The 17,085-nt window shown below is 75.8% G+C and carries 15 protein-coding genes and 1 pseudogene; 13 read left to right on the top strand and 3 right to left on the bottom strand.

Annotated elements, in window-relative coordinates:
- Positions 1–79: 79 nt before the first annotated feature.
- The 5 genes and pseudogenes from E7744_RS16045 to E7744_RS01100 form a co-directional block, all read left to right on the top strand.
- Positions 80–400, top strand: a pseudogene (locus E7744_RS16045) (serine hydrolase); the annotation flags it as partial.
- A complete protein-coding gene (locus E7744_RS01115; RefSeq protein WP_246858494.1) occupies positions 337–1,215 on the top strand; it encodes a serine hydrolase in 879 nt (292 codons plus the stop codon). The pseudogene E7744_RS16045 and the gene E7744_RS01115, both read left to right, overlap by 64 nt.
- Positions 1,216–1,342: 127 nt before the next feature.
- Positions 1,343–2,410 carry an FAD-dependent oxidoreductase gene (locus E7744_RS01110; protein WP_137772522.1) on the top strand — a complete coding sequence of 356 codons (1,068 nt, stop codon included), beginning with the start codon at positions 1,343–1,345 and terminating at the stop codon, positions 2,408–2,410.
- A 119-nt stretch (positions 2,411–2,529) separates the two neighbouring features.
- The gene (locus E7744_RS01105; protein ID WP_168199711.1) at positions 2,530–3,078 is read left to right on the top strand and encodes a septum formation family protein; all 549 of its coding nucleotides are present in this window, start codon (positions 2,530–2,532) and stop codon (positions 3,076–3,078) included.
- 10 nt (positions 3,079–3,088) lie between these two features.
- Positions 3,089–4,450, top strand: coding sequence for a D-serine ammonia-lyase (locus E7744_RS01100; RefSeq protein WP_137772520.1), 1,362 nt, complete (start codon positions 3,089–3,091; stop codon positions 4,448–4,450).
- Here E7744_RS01100 and E7744_RS01095 read toward each other — a convergent pair.
- Positions 4,402–6,105, bottom strand: a complete 1,704-nt coding sequence (locus E7744_RS01095) for an MDR family MFS transporter (protein ID WP_137772519.1) — start codon at positions 6,103–6,105, stop codon at positions 4,402–4,404. The genes E7744_RS01100 and E7744_RS01095 overlap by 49 nt on opposite strands.
- Entirely contained in the window at positions 6,102–6,725 is a 624-nt protein-coding gene (locus E7744_RS16040; protein ID WP_168199710.1) for a helix-turn-helix domain-containing protein, read from the bottom strand. Before E7744_RS16040 ends, E7744_RS01095 begins: the two co-directional genes overlap by 4 nt.
- Before the next feature lie 114 nt (positions 6,726–6,839).
- On the opposite strand from E7744_RS16040, the gene E7744_RS01085 reads away from it, so the two are divergent.
- From E7744_RS01085 to E7744_RS01050, 8 genes are all read left to right on the top strand, one after another.
- Positions 6,840–8,126: a hypothetical protein gene (locus tag E7744_RS01085; RefSeq protein ID WP_137772517.1), complete on the top strand. Its 1,287-nt coding sequence runs from the start codon at positions 6,840–6,842 to the stop codon at positions 8,124–8,126.
- A 237-nt stretch (positions 8,127–8,363) separates the two neighbouring features.
- Positions 8,364–9,083 carry a hypothetical protein gene (locus E7744_RS01080; RefSeq protein WP_137772516.1) on the top strand — a complete coding sequence of 240 codons (720 nt, stop codon included), beginning with the start codon at positions 8,364–8,366 and terminating at the stop codon, positions 9,081–9,083.
- Between the two features lie 149 nt (positions 9,084–9,232).
- Entirely contained in the window at positions 9,233–10,003 is a 771-nt protein-coding gene (locus E7744_RS01075) for a hypothetical protein (protein ID WP_137772515.1), read from the top strand.
- Between the two features lie 36 nt (positions 10,004–10,039).
- Positions 10,040–11,377, top strand: a complete 1,338-nt coding sequence (locus E7744_RS01070) for a hypothetical protein (protein ID WP_210417137.1) — start codon at positions 10,040–10,042, stop codon at positions 11,375–11,377.
- Positions 11,367–12,902: a hypothetical protein gene (locus E7744_RS01065; protein ID WP_137772514.1), complete on the top strand. Its 1,536-nt coding sequence runs from the start codon at positions 11,367–11,369 to the stop codon at positions 12,900–12,902. Before E7744_RS01070 ends, E7744_RS01065 begins: the two co-directional genes overlap by 11 nt.
- Before the next feature lie 268 nt (positions 12,903–13,170).
- Complete coding sequence (locus E7744_RS01060) at positions 13,171–13,971, top strand: hypothetical protein (RefSeq protein WP_138424628.1); 801 nt, start codon at positions 13,171–13,173, stop codon at positions 13,969–13,971.
- Entirely contained in the window at positions 13,968–14,744 is a 777-nt protein-coding gene (locus E7744_RS01055; RefSeq protein WP_137772512.1) for an amidohydrolase family protein, read from the top strand. Before E7744_RS01060 ends, E7744_RS01055 begins: the two co-directional genes overlap by 4 nt.
- A gap of 10 nt (positions 14,745–14,754) precedes the next feature.
- Positions 14,755–15,492 carry a hypothetical protein gene (locus E7744_RS01050; protein WP_137772511.1) on the top strand — a complete coding sequence of 246 codons (738 nt, stop codon included), beginning with the start codon at positions 14,755–14,757 and terminating at the stop codon, positions 15,490–15,492.
- On the opposite strand, the gene E7744_RS01045 is transcribed toward E7744_RS01050, so the two are convergent.
- On the bottom strand, positions 15,378–17,048 hold the full coding sequence (locus E7744_RS01045; RefSeq protein WP_137772510.1) for a sigma 54-interacting transcriptional regulator: 1,671 nt from the start codon (positions 17,046–17,048) through the stop codon (positions 15,378–15,380). The two genes, E7744_RS01050 and E7744_RS01045, sit on opposite strands and share 115 nt — an antisense overlap.
- Between the last annotated feature and the right edge of the window lie 37 nt (positions 17,049–17,085).

Here is a 17,085-nt window from a genome sequence, read left to right as displayed (position 1 = left end):
CTACCGTGGGCCGCGGGGTCGCCGGACGGACCGGCCGGACGGCGACGGGCGGACCCCGCCCGGACGACGGAGGACGGACATGACCGAGGACCTCGCATCGCTGGTGCGGCGCCATGTGGACGCCGGCACGATCCCCGGGGGCATCCTCGTCCGCAGCCGTACCGGCGGCTGGGACGGGGCGGAGGTCGCGTGCGCCGGCGTCATGGCCCTGGACGGCCCGGCCCTGCGCCCGGACGCCATCATCCGCATCCAGTCCATGACCAAGCCGATCACCGCCGCCGCCGCCCTGCTCGGGGTCCAGGACGGCGCCCTGTCCCTGGACGACCCGGTGGAGCGGTGGGTGCCGGAGCTCGCCGGGCGCCCGGTGCTCCGGGCCCCGGGGGCCGCGCTGGACGACGTCGTCCCCGCGGCCCGGCCCATCACCGTCCGGGACCTGCTCGTCAACGGCTCGGGCTACGGCATGGAGATCGTGGACTCGCCGCTGGCCCGGGAGACCGCCGCGCTGGGGTCGCGGCCGGCCCGGAACCGCTCACCCTCGGGGCGGACGAGTGGCTGCGGCGCCTGGCCACCCTGCCGCTGGCCCACCAGCCCGGGGAGGGCTTCCGGTACCACACCAGCTTCAGCCTGCTCGGCATCCTGCTGCAGCGCTGGTCCGGGCAGCGCCTGCAGGACCACCTCGAGCGCGTGCTGTTCGCGCCGCTCGGCATGCCGGACACCGGCTACTGGGTGCCGGAGGCGAAGACGGACCGGTTGCCCGCGGCCTACCGCCGCGTGGACGGCACGCTGCGGGAGACCGAGCCGCTCGGCGGTGGCTTCCATGCCGGCGAGCCGCCGTTCGACGTCGCCCACGGCGAGGTCGTCTCCACGGCCGAGGACTTCCTGCGGTTCGCCCGGATGATCGCCTCCGGCGGCCGCCACGAGGGCCGCCGGGTCCTGGACCCCGCGCTGGTCGCCGAGATGACCCGCGACCAGGTGGCTCCGGGCGCGAAGACCGAGGAGAGCTTCTTCCCCGGCTTCTGGGAGGACACGGGCTGGGGCTACGGGCTGTCCGTCCAGACCGGCGGGGCACACGCCGGGCGGCTCGGCTGGTCCGGCGGGCAGGGCACCACGTTCCTCATCGACCCCGACGGCACGATCGTCGTCTTCCTCAGCCAGGTGGAGATCGACGAGCGGATGTGGGCCGTCTTCGCGGACGTCACCGAGCGCGCCGCGTGAGCCGACGGCGGCCGGGCCGGCGCTCGATCCGGCCGGGACCCGCCGGCGCGACGGCGGCCGGGCCGGTCGCGAGGACCGGCGTCCCGCAGCCCCTGTCCCCTGCCGCCCCGGCTGCGACAATGGCCGCATGAGAGGCACCGCCACGATCGTCGGCGCCGGCATCGCCGGCCTGTCCGCCGCCACCGCCCTGCACCGCGCCGGCTGGCAGGTCACCGTCCACGAGCGCGAGCCGCGACTGTCCACGGCGGGCACGCAGCTGGGTGTCTGGCCCGGCGCGTGGCGCGCCCTGCGCGAACTCGGCGTCGCCGAGCGCCTCGAGGGCACCGTGCTGGGCGGCGACGCACCGGATGCCGCGGTCTCCGGCGGGAGGATCCTGCGCCCGGACGGCACCGTGCTGGCCGAGGTCTCCGGGCGCGGCCGCGGCGGGCAGCTGCACCTCGTCCCGCGGATGGCGCTGCTCGAGGCCCTGCTCGCCGGGCTGCCGGAGGGCACCGTGCGGTTCTCCGCGCCCGTGGGACCGGACGCGCCCGCTCCGCCGGCCGACGTCGTCGTGGGCGCGGACGGGATCCACAGCGCCGTACGCGATGCCGCGTTCCCCGGGGCCCGCGTCTCCGACGCCGGCCTGGTCGCCTTCCGCGGCGTGGTGCCGGTGCCGTGCCGGGAGGCGGCCGAGACGTGGGGCACGGAGCTGCTGTTCGGCACCACCCCGTTCCCCGGCGGTGGCACCAACTGGTACGCGTGCATGCCGCTCGAGCGCGCCGGCTCGCGCGCGAAGGACCCGCTGGCCGTGCTGCGCCGCGAGTTCGCCGGCTGGCACGAGGACGTGCAGCGCGTGCTGGCGGTCCTCACGCCGGCGACGATCGACCGGCGCCGCCTGAAGTGGTCGCAGCCGCTGCCCTCCTACGTCGCGGCGAACACCGTGCTCGTGGGGGATGCCGCCCACGCGATGCTGCCGCACCTGGGCCGCGGCGGCGGGGAGGCGCTCACGGACGGACTGGTGCTGGCGGAGTCGCTCGTCGCCGCGCCCACCGTGGCCGAGGGACTGCGCCGCTACGACCGCGCCCGGCGCCGGCCCACCCAGCGGATCGTGCGGGCCTCGGCGCTCATGGCCCGGGTGAGCAACCGGACCCGGAACCCGGCGCTGCGCGACGCGGCGGTGCGCGGGCTCGGGTCGCTGGTCACTCTCCGCAGCTGACCTGCGCCTATGCTCCTGCCATGACCTCGTCGCGGCGTGGGCCGCTCCCCCTCTTACCCGCCCGTTCCGGCGGCCACCCCGGCGGCCTCCGTGCCCGCTCCTCCACCGTCCCCGGCGCCGTGCGCGCCGCCGCGGTCCTGGGCGCCGGCGCGCTCCTGCTCACCGGCTGCTCCGGCGTCCCCGACGCCGTGGACGACGCCGCGCGCGGCCTGGGCATGGGCCTCGACCCGGGCCGGACCGCCGTCGTGGACCTGTCCGTGGGCGACTGCTTCCAGGAGCCCACCGGCAGCGAGGACGAGGAGGTCCTCGCGGTGGCCACCGCGGACTGCGCGGACGAGCACGACAACGAGCTGCTGCACGTGCTCACCCTCTCCGAGGACGTGGTGCGGTTCCCCGCGGACCCCGAGGACGAGGCCTGGCTCGGCACGGAGGACGCCTGCTACGGGCAGGTCTTCGAGGACTACGTCGGGGAGTCCTGGGAGCACTCCGCGTGGGACGTGTACACGTTCCGTCCCACCCAGGGGTCCTGGCTCGACGGCGACCGCGCGGTCCACTGCGTGCTCTACGACGCCGAGGGCCGCCGGTGGACGGGCAGCCCCTCGACCGGCGACGCCGTCCTCGGGGCGGGGTCCTCCGGGGAGCCGGCCCGCGCCGCCTGGGGCCCGTAGCCTGAAAGCCATGGACACTCCCCCGAACGGCACCGCCGCCGGCAGCGCCCCCCGGGCGCTCGACGACCTGCTCCGCGACCCCGTGGTCGCCCGCCTCGCGGCGGGCCGGGAGTCCGCCTGGTTCCGCGGGACCCCGACGCCGGCCGCGGACGTCCTGGGCCGCTCGCCGCAGGTGGCGGACCGGGTGGAGGAGGCGCGCGCCCGGTTCCGCCGGTTCGCCCCGTGGTTCCTCGAGCACTTCCCGGCCTCGGCGCCCACGGACGGCATCCTCGAGTCCCCGCTCCTGCGGGCGCCCGCACTGCAGGCGGAGCTGGACCGGCTGACCGGCCGGCGGCTGCCGGGCCGGCTGTGGGTCAAGCGCGACGACGCCCTGCCCGTGAGCGGGTCCATCAAGGCCCGCGGCGGGATCCACGAGGTCCTCGAGGTGGCCGAGCGGGTGGCCGCGGAGGCCGGGGTGGCCGCCGACAGCCCGCAGGCCCGGGCGGTCTTCGCCGAGCACGGCATCGCCGTCGGGTCCACGGGCAACCTGGGCCTGTCCATCGGCATCGTCGCCTCGGAGCTGGGCTTCCGCACCACCGTGCACATGTCCGTGGACGCCCGGGCGTGGAAGAAGGACCTGCTGCGCTCACGCGGGGTCGAGGTGGTCGAACACCCCGGCGACTTCTCCGCCGCGGTGGACGCCGGGCGCCGGGCCGCCGAGGCGGACCCCAGCGTGCACTTCGTGGACGACGAGTCCTCGCTGGCCCTGTTCTCCGGCTACGCCGTGGCCGGCCGGCGGCTGGCCGGCCAGCTGGCCGCCCTCGACGTCCCCGTGGACGCGGAGCACCCGCTCATCGTGCACCTGCCCTGCGGCGTGGGCGGCGGACCGGGTGGAGTGGCGTACGGGCTGAAGCTGGCCTTCGGCGACCACGTGCACTGCGTCTTCGCCGAGCCCACGGCGGCACCCGCCATGTCCCTCGGCGTGCGCACCGGGCTGCACGGGGCGATCAGCGTGCAGGACATCGGCCTGGACGGGCGGACGGTGGCGGACGGGCTGGCCGTGGGCCGGCCCTCCCAGGTGGTCGGGGAGCTCGTCCAGGACCTGGTGGCCGGCTACCTCACCGTGTCCGACGACCGCATGCGGGGACTCGTCGAGGTCGTCCACCGCACCCAGTCCTGGCCCGTGGAGCCCTCGGCCACCGCGGGGCTGCCGGGGCCCTGGACGGTGACGGGCGCGGAGGACTTCCGCGCCGCCGTCGGGCTCTCGGAGGCCGCGCTGGAGGGGGCCAACCACGTCGTCTGGTCCACCGGCGGCAGCATGGTGCCGCCGGAGGAGATGCGGGGCTACCTCGAGGCCGGCCGCTCCGCGCTGGCGTCCCTTTCCTGGCGCTGAGGGGCGGGCCGGGCCGGCCCGTCCTCGTCCCCGCCGGGGCCCGCCGGGGCCACGATGGACAGGCTCCCGGTGGCCAGCGGCTCCGGGGCGATGTCCCGCTCGATCGTGGTGGCCAGCGGGTGCTCGCGCACGAACAGCAGCAGCACCGCGGCCAGCACGGCCAGGGGCGTGACCCACAGGAAGATCGGCGTGAGCGCGTCCGAGTAGGCGTGGACCACCAGCTCCCGCACCGGTCCCGGCAGCTGCGCGACGGCGGCCGGCGTCAGGGACTCGTGGTTCCCGGCGGCCCCCGCGGCGGCCGCCGGCATCCGCTCGGTGATCAGCGCCGAGAGCCGCGCGGCGAAGATGCTGCCCACGAGCGAGGAGCCCAGCGTGGCCCCGATCTGGCGGAAGTAGTTGTTCGCCGCGGTGGCCGTGCCGACCTGTGCGGACGGGAAGGTGTTCTGCACCACCAGCACGAGCACCTGCATGGACAGGCCCAGGCCGAGCCCGAGCAGGGCGAGCATCCCGCTGGCCACCCACACCGGCTGGGCCGGGTCGAGGAAGGACAGCAGCACCATGGACGCCGCCACGATCACGCTGCCGACGATCGGGTACGCCTTGTAGCGCCCGTGCCGGGAGATCCAGTGGCCGGAGAGCGTCGAGGCGCCCACGATCATCGCCATCATGGGGATCATCAGCAGGCCCGAGGCGGTCGCGTCCACGCCGAAGGCCATCTGCAGGTAGGTGGGCATGTAGCCGAGCACTCCGAACATCGCGACACCGGTGAGCAGGCCCGCCGCGGTGGTCAGGTTGAAGTTGCGCCGGTGGAACAGGTGCGGGGGCAGGATCGGCTCCGCGGCGCGGCGCTCGACCAGCACGAACGCGACGCCGGCCACCACGGCGAGCGCGGCCAGGCCCAGGATGACGGGGTCGCCCCAGGCGTAGGAATGCCCGCCCCACGTGGTGACCAAGATCAGGGCGGTGGTCGCGACGGTCACGAGGGCCATGCCGCCCCAGTCCAGGCGCGGCCGGCCGGGGGGCCGGGGCAGGTCCAGGAAGCGCAGGGCCGCGGCCAGGGCCACGACGCCGAGGGGCAGGTTGATCCAGAACGCCCAGCGCCAGCCCGGTCCCTCCGTGAACCAGCCGCCGAGCAGCGGCCCGGCCACCGAGGACAGGGCGAAGACGCCGCCCATGATGCCCATGTACTTCCCGCGCTGGCGGGCCGGGACCACGTCCGCGATCGCGGCCTGGGACAGGATGATCAGTCCGCCGCCGCCGAGGCCCTGGATGACGCGGGCGATGATGAGGGCTGTCATGTCCTGGGCCAGGGCGCCGACCACGGAGCCGGCCATGAACACCAGGATCGCGCCGATGAGCAGCGGCTTGCGGCCGATCTGGTCGCCGAGCTTGCCGTAGATCGGCATCATGATCGTGGAGGCCAGGATGTAGGCGGTGATGACCCACACCATGAGGCTCACGCCGTTGAGCTCGCCGACGATCGTGGGCAGCGCCGTGGAGAGAACCGTCTGGTTCAGGGCGGCCAGCAGCATGGAGAGCATCAGGCCGATGAACAGGGGCACGATGCCGTGGGCGGGCCGCGCGGGCGCGGCCGCTGCGGGGGTGGTGGAGGCGGTGGGTGCGGAGGCCTGGGCGCGGGTCTGCTCGGTCGTCATGACAACTTCCCGTAGAGGTCCTGGAACAACTCGATCGCGTCCCGGACGGTCTCCGGCTCGAGCTGGCCGCTGGGCAGGGGGCCCTGGGCCATGACCGCGTAGCGCAGGGGGACCCCGGCCGCGGTGGTCAGCATGCGGGCGGTGTCCTCCACGCCGTGGCCGTGCAGGCCGCGCGACCACTCGGGGTGCACCGCCATGGCCTCGGCGAGCGCCTGCTGGACGAGGTCCTCGCACTGCAGGGACAGCTCGCGGCGGCGGACGAGCAGGTTCGGGTACTTGGCGAACAGCCGGCCCCGCCGCTCCACGTCCCGGTCCGCGTAGCCGCTGCGGCTCACGTCCAGCAGCAGCTCGGTGGTGCGGCGCAGCAGGTCCCCACCGTCGAGGAAGCCCTCCGGCAGCTCGGGGGCCGCAGGCGCCCGGACGCCGAGGATGGCGTCCTCCTTGGTGGGGAAGTAGTTGAAGAAGGTGCGCTGGGAGACGCCGGCCTCGCTGGCGATCGCCTCCACCGTGACGCACGTGGTGTCCTCGTCCAGGGCCAGTTCGGCGGCCGCGTCGTGGATGAGGGCCCAGGTCTCGAGCTTCTTGCGCTCGCGCAGGGAGAGGTCGTCCGAAGGGGGCATCCCGAAATTATTGCACGACTGCACTTTGTGCACAACTGCACGACGGATGGCGGACTCCGCCTCGCCCGCCCTCCGGACGCTGACCATCGTCCGCCGTCCCGCCTACCCTGAGCCATGCCCACCGGCGTCCCGGGTCCCACGGCGGCCCCCGGCCCCTCCCTGCAGCAGGCGCTGAGGACCGAGCACCGGGCCGTGCCCGGCCTCGTCCAGGCCCTCGGCCTGCTGACCACCACGCAGGCCGGCCTCGTGGAGCTCACCGAACGGGCCCTGCAGGACAGCCCCGTGCTCGAGCGGGCGGACGGGGCGCCGTGCCCGGGGTGCGGCCGGCACACTGCCGGCGGACCGTGCCGGCGGTGCCGGCACCTCGCCCACGGTCGGGAACTGCACGAGGACACCGACGCCGGCACCGACCAGTTCCGCACCCTGGAGGCCCAGGCGCGCCTCGAGGTGCGCCCCGGCCACGGCGCCGAGCTCACCGTGGTCCTGGGCCACCTCACCGAGCGCGGGCTGCTGGACGCCCCCGTCCGGGAGATCGCCCGGCTCCACGGCCTGGAGCCGGGCCGGGTCGCCGAGGCCCTGCGCGCCGTCCGGGCCGCCGGGCCGCCGGGACTCGGCGCCCCGGACGTCACCACGCTGCTCGCGGAGCAGGCCGCCGCGCTCGTCGCCGCGGGCTCGGCGCCCGCCTGGACCGCCGACGTCGTGGCCTCCTGCCTGCCCGAGGTCGCCGACGACGACCCGGCCGGCGCCGCGCGTCGGCTGGGGATCACCCCGGCGCAGGCGGCCCAGGCCTTCGAGGTGGTGCGCCGCCGGCTCCGCCCGGCCGTCCGCTGGGACGAGGCCGAGCCGCCGGCCCGGGTCCCGGCGGACGTCTTCGTGTACCGGGCCGCGGACGGCGGGCTCGACGTCGAGGTCCCCGCCAGCGCGTGGTTCGGACTGGCGATCGCCCCCGTCCCCGCCGCCGTGGCCGCCTCGGCGGAGGCGCGCGCCTGGCTGCGCGGCCACGAGGACCGGGCCCGCCGGCTGCTGGCGCAGATCGACGCGCGGGCCAGCGTGCTGGAGCGGGTCGCCCGCGCCGCGGTCGGCTTCCAGCGGGGATTCCTGGAGGCCGGGGCCGACCGGCACCGACCGCTGACCCGGACGGCCCTGGCCCACGAGCTCGGCATGCACCCCTCCACCGTGAGCCGGGCCGTCAAGGACAAGTGGATGCGGGTGCCGGAGGGCCGCGTGGAGCCCCTGGCCCTCCTCTTCGGCACCTCGGTGGCCGCCCGGGCCGCCCTCGCCCGGCTGCTCCGGGAGGCCGGCGGCCACCGGACCGACGCCCTGCTGAGCGGGGAGCTGGGGCACCGGGGCTTCCCCGTCGCCCGGCGCACCGTCGCCAAGTACCGCGCGTCGCTGCGCTGACGCCCCGGCGCCGTCGCCCCCGTCGCCCCCGAAGCCCGGTTCGCGGCCCGCGCGAAGGCCGCTTCGCCCCGTCCGCCGGCAGGAGGCCCCCGCACCGCCCGTCGCGGGCGGGGATCCGCGCGATCCCGCGCCGCCGGCATCCCCGGAGGGCGTGGCACGGATTGTGCAGTGGAGGGGGTAAGCGGACCTCCGCTGAGGTGGACCAACCGGATCCGCCCGTACCCGGAAGGAAGAACCATGCACGACATCGACCGGGCCCTCTTCGAGGACGAGTCCGAGGGCGGCACGTGGGGAGAGGTCGCCGACGAGTACGGCACCTACGAGCAGTCTCCGGCGGCCGCCTACGGCTCCCCGGCCGGCGAGTCCGAGACCGACGAGCTCGACGCCGGCGAGCTGTGGGGCGAGGTGACCCGCGGGACCAGCGACATGGCCCTGGCCGCGGAGCTGCTCGCCGTCTCCGACGAGGCGGAGCTGGACCAGTTCCTCGGCAACCTCGTCAAGAGTGCCGTGTCCGCGGGCAAGGCGTTCGTGAACTCCTCCGCCGGCCGCGCCGTCGGGGACGTCCTGAAGTCGGCGGCCCGCCGGGCGCTGCCCCAGCTCGGCCAGGCCATCGGCAACTACGTGGCCCCGGGGGCCGGAGGGGACGTCGGCCGGAAGGTCGGCTCGTGGATCGGCACGAAGTTCGAGACGGGCCTGGACCTGGAGGGGCTCACCCCGGAGGACCGCGAGCTGCAGACGGCCCGCACCTTCGTGGACTTCGCCCGCTCGACCGCCCGTCGGGCCGCCGCGACGCCGACGACCACGCCCCCCATGATCGCGGCCCGGAACGCCGCCCTCGCCTCGGCCCGCCAGGTCCTGCCCCGCCTCGACGCGCCCCGGACGCCGGGGGCCGCCCGCGCCGCGAGCGGTCGGTGGGTCCGCCGCGGCCGGAACATCGTCATCCTCGGCGCGGGGTGACCGGCCCTCCGTCCCCTCCCCGACACCCCCGCCGCCGGACCGCCCCCGGCCCGGCACCGGCCCCTCCCGCCCGTCTCCGGCGCCCGTCCCGTTCCCGTCCATCCACCATCCACGCAGCCCACCGGGCACCCCAGGCAAGGAGTCTGATCATGAGCATCTACGCTGGCGAATCCGAGACCGACTACGAGTGGTCCTCCGAGGGAGAGGACGAGGGCTACGCCTTCGAGTCCGCCGACCTCGAGGGACAGGACCTCGAGGACGAGATCGACCCCGAGGTGGAGTCCGAACTCGCCCTGGAGCTGCTGTCCGTGAGTTCCGAGGAGGAGCTCGACCAGTTCCTCGGCAAGCTCGCGCGCAGCGTGGTCCGCGGCGCCGGGAAGTTCATCAAGTCCCCCATCGGCAGGATGGTCGGCGGCGCCCTGAAGACCGTGGCGAAGACCGCCCTGCCCGTGGTCGGCAGCGCGCTGGGATCGTTCGTGGCGCCGGGCATCGGCACCGCGATCGGCGGCAAGCTCGGCGCCATGGCCGGGAACCTCCTCGAGGCCGAGGAGGCCGAGATGATGGACGAGGCCGAGGCGGAGGAGGAGGCAGCCCGCCGCTACATCCGCTTCGCCCGGGCCGCCTACCGCAACGCCGCGCGCACCCCGCGCTCCGTGCCCCCGGCCGCCGCCGTCCGGGCCGCCACCCGCAGCGCGGCACGGACGTACGCCCCCGCGCTGCTCCGTCCCGCCCGTCCCGGCCGCCCCCGGTCCGGCTACGGCCGCCAGTCCTACGGCGGACCCGGGCGGACCTGGGGAGCCCCCGTCCGGGCCGTCCGGTACTACGACCGGTACGACGACCGCGGCGACGGGGACGACGGGGGCCGGACGGAGGGCCGGTGGGTGCGCCGCGGCAACCGGGTCATCCTCCTGGGCCTCTAGGACCGCGAGCACGCGCCGAGGGAGGAGGTGGAGGACGTGGCCGACCGCTCTGCCGGCTTCGACCTGATCGAGGGCGAGGCGCACAGCCTGCTCGTGCGACTGGACACCATCCGGCCCTTCGTCATGCACGAGACCATGGTGCTGGCCGCGGCCCTGCCGCCGGCCGCCCAGTGGCAGATCGAGCGGTTCCTGCACCTGGGCCGCAATGACCTGCGCCGCCGGCTCGGCGAGTTCATCGAGTGGCTGCACGCGGAGGGCCGGACCGCCCCACCGGCCGAGCAGCAGAAGCGGTTCGTCATGCTGCGGCTGCAGTTCAACGTGGTCCTGGCCCAGTTCGACCTGTTCACGGAGGTGGTCACCCAGCGCAGCGAGCACTCCACCGGGGTGTGGCTGGCCGGGCTGGACATCCTCGCGCAGGACGCCCTGTCCGTGCGGGCACGGCCGCCGGGCGACCCCCACATGGTCGTGTACCTGGCCCGCGGGGCCGGGGCGGCCATCCGGCGGGCCAAGACCCGGCTGCCGGGCGGCCAGCCGAACCCGGTGGGCATCATCCGGCTGCCCCGCGAGCGGATGATCGGCAGCGGCCTGGCCTCCTCGCTCATCCACGAGGTGGGGCACCAGGGCGCGGCCCTGTACGACCTGGTGCCCTCCCTCAAGGCCGAGCTGGACCGGTGGGCGGCGCGCGAGCCGGACGGCCACTGGGACACGTGGTCCCTGTGGATCAGCGAGATCGTGGCCGACCTGTGGTCCGTGGGCATGGTCGGGATCACCTCGACCGTGGGGCTGCTGGCGGTGGTCAGCCTCCCCCGGTACTTCGTGTTCCGGCCCACCGGCACCGATCCGCACCCCATGCCGTACCTGCGCGTGCTCATCAGCGCGGCGATCGGCCAGGCCCTCTACCCCCATCCGCAGTGGGCCCGGCTCGCCGCGACCTGGCGGTCCATGTACCCGTTGCGCGGACTGCCCGCGGAGCACCGCGACTGGATCGCGGGCTGCGAGGAGCGCATCGGGGACCTGGTCCGGGTGCTCCTGCGGCACCGGTCCCGGGGCACCGGCGGCCGGGAACTGCGCACCTTCTGGCCGACGGCCCAGCGGCAGCCCGAGCAGCTGCTGCGCCTGCACGCCGCCTGGCGCCAGGACCTGGCCGTCATGGCCCGCCAGCCCCCGTCCCTCGTGTTCGCCGTGGTGGGGCAGGCCAAGGCTGCCGGCCTCATCACGCCCCACGCGGAGAGCGACCAGCTCTCGGCCGTCCTGACGGCGTGGGCCGTCCGGAGCAGCCTCCGGAGACCGTTCCCCCACCATCCACCCCTGCCGCCGCGGTCCCTCCCGGGCCCACGGCACCACGACCCGATAGGAGCCCGCCATGCGCTATAACCACGACGCCCGCCACCCCGCCGTCGTCGGACAGACGATCAGGATCGAGTTCGCCCTCGACAACGAGGGAGCCGGCAACTTCGACTTCCAGGTCCTCGACCCGAACGGCGACGCCGTCCTCGACGAGCAGAACGCCCGCCTCACCCCCGCCCGGGGCATCAAGAGGAACGTCGACCTCGAGACCCCCGGTGACCACACGGTGCAGTTCCGCACGGCCGGCCGCGGCAACTGGACCGAGCTGGAGACCTTCGAGGTCCACCTGGCCGACCCGGACATCACGAACGTGGCCCTCGTGCCGAGCGCCGGCGCCGACAGCGCCCAGCGGCGGCTGTGGGAGTTCATCGACGACGTCACGGACGACCTGCGCTTCCGCAACTTCGCGGAGGCCTTCGAGGACGCCCGGTACGACCAGGTCCAGGGCCCCCGCGGCGCCCTCGGCCCCGTCCGGCCGCGCAACGCCCTCGGCGGGCCGGACAACCCCGCCTACGGGACGCCCACGTACCGGCACCTGCACCGGATCGCCACGGAGTTCGTCACGGACCGGTCACTGGGGGCCAACCGCGCGGAGGCCCGCCTGTCCTACGTCAGCCGCCAGGCCGCCCAGGAGAGGACGGCCCCCTACCCGGACCCCGTGGAGAACACGGAGTACCCCCTGGACGGCGTCCCCTTCGTCGAGCTGATCTACGTCTACTGGATCGAGGAGGCCATGCTCTTCCAGTCCCTGAACCACATCATCGCCCGGTTCCAGAACCGGCGAGTCGGCCGGGAGCCCGGTCCGCTGGCCCGCTTCGCCGTCAGCCCGCTGCTGCCCCTGCGGGGCCTGCTGTGGGGGCTGTCCGAGGCGGAGCGCGAACGCCTCTCGGTCCGGCGCCGGGACAACGAGTACGGCTACGAGTACGGCCTGCACCTCGTCGGCCGGGCCGTGCCGCCCCCGGACCTCGCGGTGGAGCGCAGGACCCAGTTCCTGCCGGCCTTCCACGGCCTGCTGAACTCGGCCCAGCAGTACTACCGGGAACGGGACGACCTGACCGTCCAGGCGGACGCGTTCCCGCTGCTCAACAGCCTGCGCGAACTCCACCTCGTCCTGGCCCGGGGCGCCAACAACCAGTTCGCCGACCTCCCGCTGACGGCGCGGATCGAGACCATCGACGTGCAGTGGACCCTGGCCCAGCCGGAGATGCGCCAGTTCCTCGGCGGGCCGACCATGGTCCCCTACGAGGAGCCGTGGATGGACCGCGTGGACACCATGAAGCAGCTCTTCGGCTGGTCGGACGCCAGTGTCACGCACTTCTACGACCTCGCCTTCCACGGGGAGCGGCTGGTGCTGTCCGTGCGCCACGGGGACTGGAACGCCGCCGGGATGAGGGGCGCGGACGCCGAGAACTGGGCGATGCACTTCCGCAACTCGGTCCAGCGGTACATCCACGCCTACCGGGCGGTGACCGGGGTGGACCTGGCCCAGCGCGTGGACACCACGATGCCCTCCACGCTGATCTCGCGCCGGCTCGCCCGGCAACTGGTCTAGGCCGTCCGGCCATGGGCGCCTCGGCCCGCGGGGCCGACTTCACCCCGGCGCTGTTCCTCGGGGAACACCACCCCAGCGAGGGGCTCTCCCCGTGGTCCCACCTCACCACGGGCGTGCCCGCCGTGCTGGGGGAGTCTGCCACCGCCGTCCGCCTCGCCACCACCGTCGCCCGGCGGCAGGGGGCCGAGGCGGGACTGGCGGAGCGGTCGGCGCTGCACGGGCTGATGGACGTCCTGGCCGTGTTCCCCGGCCCGGGGGCACCCTCTGGGTGGACGACGCCGCGTATCCCCTCGCCCGTTGGGCCTGCCTGGTGGCGCGGGCCCGCGGCGTCCCCGTCCACGTGTTCCCGCACCACCGGCCCCCGCCCCGCGTGCCGGCCGGGTCCTGGCTCGTCACCGACGGCTGGTGCCAGGGCTGCGGCCGGCCGGCGCCGCTGGGCCGGCTCGTGGCCCTGGCCGCGGGCACCGGCGGCCGGGTCCTCGTCGACGACTCCCTGGCCTTCGGGGTCCTGGGCGCCCGGCGCCCCGGGACCGGCCCCTTCGGGGACGGCACCGGGACGGTGCGCCGGCTCGGCCTGGGGCACGACGGCGTCGTGTGGCTGGCCTCGCTGGCCAAGGCCCACGGCACGCCGGTCACGGTGATCACCGGGGACCGTGGCACGATCGCCGAGGTCGCCCGCCGCGGCGGCCACCGAACGCACTCGAGCCCGCCCTCGCAGGCGGACCTCACGGCGGGGCTGGACTCCCTGGCCCGCGCCCCCGAGCTGGACCTGCGCCGACGGCGGCTGTACCGGCTGACGCTGCGCCTGCGGGACGGGTTCCGGGACGCCGGCCTGGAGCCCCAGGGGCCGCCGTTCCCGATCGTGGCCTCCCGGCTCGACACGGCGGCCGAGGCCCACGGGATCCTCGCCGCCCTGGCGCGGGACGGGTTCCGGGCCCTCATCCAGGTGCCGCGCTGCCGCCCGGGATACCTGCTGGCCGTCGTCGTCCGCGCCGACCACCGCGCCGCGGAGGTCGAGGGCCTGGTCCACTCGCTGCGGCGCGCCGCGGTGGGACGGCGGGCGGCGTGATGGTCCCGGGCGTCATCGACTCCCACGTGCACCTGGGGTTCGGCACGGTCCCGCTCGGCTCGGGGGACGCCCTCGAGGACCTGCGGTGCTGGCGGCGGCGCGCCACCGCCGCCGGGGTCCGGCGCGCCGTGCTGATGGCGGCCCCGGTCGGGGACTACGGGGAGGCCAACCGGCTGGTGGCCCGCGTCGCCCGGAGGGAGCCGGACCGGTGGCTCTGGTACGCCTTCGTCAACGCGGTCGCGGACCGCGGCCGGGTCGAGGACGTCGTCGCCGCGGCACACCGGCGCGGCGCGTGCGGCCTCAAGGTGCACTGGTCGGACGGCCCCGCCACGGACGAGGTCGGCGAGGCCGCCCGCCGGCACCGGATGCCGGTGCTCTTCGACCCGGCCGGGGACGTCCGGCTCGTGGTCCGCCTCGCCGACCGCCACCCGGACGTGGCGTGGATCGCCCCGCACCTGTCCTCGTTCGCCGATGACGTGAGGGCCCAGTCCCGGCTCGTGGACGTGCTGGTCCGCCGGGCCAACGTCTTCACGGACACCTCGGGCGTGCGCTACTTCGACCTGCTGCAGGAGGCCGTCTGCCGCGCCGGCGCCCACAAGGTCCTGTTCGGCAGCGATGGCCCCTTCCTGCATCCCGCGCCCGCGCTCGCCACGGTCCGCGCCCTGCGCCTCGACCCCGCCGACCGTGCCCGGGTGCTGCGGGAGAACGTCCTGCGGCTCACCCGCCCCGCCCGAACACCGTCGACCCGAACATCGTGGACCCGAACACCGTGAAGGAGAAGCCATGACCGTGCCACCGTGGGACGACCCGCCCGAGACCGCGCTGGAGGCCGAGTGGAGCACCCGCTTCCGGGAGGCCCTCGGACGCCTGGGCCGGGTGTCGAGGACGGGCATCGCCGAGATCAAGCCCCACAAGGACGACCAGATCCGCAAGGGGCTGTACCAGTTGCGCGAGTACCTGTTCCGGATGCGCGTCCCGACGCCGCGGCGCGTGGGCTCGGCCTGGCTGCTGACCTACCGCCCCCTGTCGCCGCCCGGCGGCCCGCGGTCCGGCGGCACCGTGCTCCAGGTCGTGGCGCACCGGATCGACCGCGGCCGGCTGCTTCCCCCGCACGTCACCACCCGCCGCGCCCTCGCGGCGGCCGGTCCCCCGCCCGGCCTGGCCGCCCTCACCGAGTACCGGGCCGTGCTGCCGGCCCTGCGCCTGCCCCGGTCCCTGCCCTCCTCCATGCCGTTCCCGACGCCGGCCCGGCCGGACGCCTTCGGCCTCGCCGTGGAGGACCCCATCCGGGCGCTGTTCCGGAGGTCGCTGGGGATCGCGACGCTGAGGGCCCCGGCGAGCCGGGCCGACGTCCAGTGGGAGACGGCGAGGTTCTATGACGAACTCACCGCCGCGACGGGGGATCCCTACTGGCGGGAACTGGCCGGCGAGCTGTCGGGCGGGCTCGTGGGCGGGTCCGCCAGCGGACCGGCCAGCGCACCGGCGCGGGGGCCGGCCGGCGGTCCGACTCCGGAACCCTGAGGGCCGGCGTCGGCACCCGGTGCCCGGCCGTCTCCGCCGGGCGCGGCCGCACGGTCGCCCGCCGCGGAGCGCACCGCGCGCCGCTGCTGCACCGCCCGCACCGAGACGCCGAGCAGGGACGCGGCGGTGCGCAGGTTGCCCTCGCTGCGCTCGACCGCCTCGTCGAGCGCCACGGTGCCGGCGAGCGCCTTGATGTCCTGCAGCCCCAGCCCGCGGTCGAGGGCCCACGCCACCGCGGCGCGGACCGGGTCGTGGCCGTCCACGCACCCGGCGGCGAGGCCGGGTGCCGGAGGTCCTGCCGGAGCGGTCTGGAGCTCCCCGGGCGCCTCCGGTCCCGGCACCCCGGCCGCCGGCGATCCCCGCTCCGCGTCACCGGCCCCCGGGCGGGCCGGGGCCTGCGCGGCCCCGGGATCCCCGGCGACGTCGGGCAGCCCGGGCCACCCCACCACGAGGCCCGGCACCGGGCGGTCCGCCGGCGGCAGGTCGCCGGGGGTGATGGGCCCGCGGCCCACGTGCCGCGCGGCCACCCGGTGGGCCAGCTGGCGCAGGTCCCGCAGGTTCCCCGGGTAGTCCCGCTCCAGCAGCAGCCGCTCGACGGCGGGGTCGAGCCGCTGGTCCTCGCGGCCGAGGGCCTCGGCGCAGAAGCGGAGGAACAGGGCCACGGCATCCTCCATCCGGTCCCGCAACGGCGGCAGCGTCACGGTGATCGCCGCGATGCGGTGGTACAGGTCCGCGCGGAACCGGCCCTGGCGGACCTCCACGTCCAGTCGCCGGTTGGTCGCGCAGACCAGGCGGAAGTCGCTGTGCAGCCACCGGTCCCCGCCCACCCGCTTGTAGGTGCCCTCCTGGACCACCCGCAGCAGGTCCGGCTGCACCTCCGGCGGCAGCTCGCCGATCTCGTCGAGGAACAGGGTGCCGCCGTCGGCCGCGGCGCACGCCCCGGTCCGCACGCTCACCGCCCCCGTGTAGGCGCCCTTCTCGTGGCCGAAGAGCTCGCTGCCCAGCAGCGTCGGCGTGATCGTGCTGCAGTCCACCACCACGAGGGAGCCGCGGGCGGTCCCCACCGCGTGCGCCACCCGGGCGGCCAGTTCCTTACCCGTCCCGGTCTCGCCCTGGATGAGGATCGGCGCCCGCCCGTACCGGGAGGCCACCACGAGGTCCCGCAGGGCCTCGGTCAGCGCCCGGCTCGTCCCGAGCACGTGCCGTCGCACGGCGGGCGAGCCCAGGAGGCCGGCCACCTCCCGCTCGCGCCGGACCCAGGCGCAGACCGGGTCGGGGTCCCCGGACCACGGCAGGCACTCGGCCGCCCCCGCGGCCAGGACCGGCCACGGATCCACCCCGCGGTCCGCACCGCCCACGACCATCACGCGGCAGCGGAGCCCCGCCGCCTCCTCCAGGACGCGGGCCAGGTCGGCGGACCAGGCCTCGGCCAGCACGATCCCCACGTCCGAGGGGTCGGGATGGTCCACGGGCGCCAGGTCGATGCCGGACCGGCGGCACTCATCGAGCAGTTGCCGGGTCCACTCCCGACGCCCGAGGTCCACCGCCCATTCCATGTCCCGCCCTATGCTCGGGGATCGCGCACTGGCATGG

This window comes from Citricoccus sp. SGAir0253 (genome assembly GCF_005877055.1).
In the GTDB taxonomy this organism is placed as follows: Bacteria; Actinomycetota; Actinomycetes; order Actinomycetales; family Micrococcaceae; genus Citricoccus.
The sequence above is the reverse complement of the archived record's forward strand: the minus strand, read 5'-3'. Positions and strand labels throughout refer to the sequence as shown.

Excerpts from the sequence above, each read along its gene's own strand:
- E7744_RS01110 (WP_137772522.1), top strand. The coding sequence starts at position 1,343 with ATGAGAGGCACCGCCACGATCGTCGGCGCCGGCATCGCCGGCCTGTCC.
- E7744_RS01100 (WP_137772520.1), top strand. The coding sequence starts at position 3,089 with ATGGACACTCCCCCGAACGGCACCGCCGCCGGCAGCGCCCCCCGGGCG.
- E7744_RS01095 (WP_137772519.1), bottom strand. The coding sequence starts at position 6,105 with ATGACGACCGAGCAGACCCGCGCCCAGGCCTCCGCACCCACCGCCTCC.
- E7744_RS16040 (WP_168199710.1), bottom strand. The coding sequence starts at position 6,725 with ATGCCCCCTTCGGACGACCTCTCCCTGCGCGAGCGCAAGAAGCTCGAG.
- E7744_RS01085 (WP_137772517.1), top strand. The coding sequence starts at position 6,840 with ATGCCCACCGGCGTCCCGGGTCCCACGGCGGCCCCCGGCCCCTCCCTG.
- E7744_RS01080 (WP_137772516.1), top strand. The coding sequence starts at position 8,364 with ATGCACGACATCGACCGGGCCCTCTTCGAGGACGAGTCCGAGGGCGGC.
- E7744_RS01075 (WP_137772515.1), top strand. The coding sequence starts at position 9,233 with ATGAGCATCTACGCTGGCGAATCCGAGACCGACTACGAGTGGTCCTCC.
- E7744_RS01065 (WP_137772514.1), top strand. The coding sequence starts at position 11,367 with ATGCGCTATAACCACGACGCCCGCCACCCCGCCGTCGTCGGACAGACG.
- E7744_RS01050 (WP_137772511.1), top strand. The coding sequence starts at position 14,755 with ATGACCGTGCCACCGTGGGACGACCCGCCCGAGACCGCGCTGGAGGCC.
- E7744_RS01045 (WP_137772510.1), bottom strand. The coding sequence starts at position 17,048 with ATGGAATGGGCGGTGGACCTCGGGCGTCGGGAGTGGACCCGGCAACTG.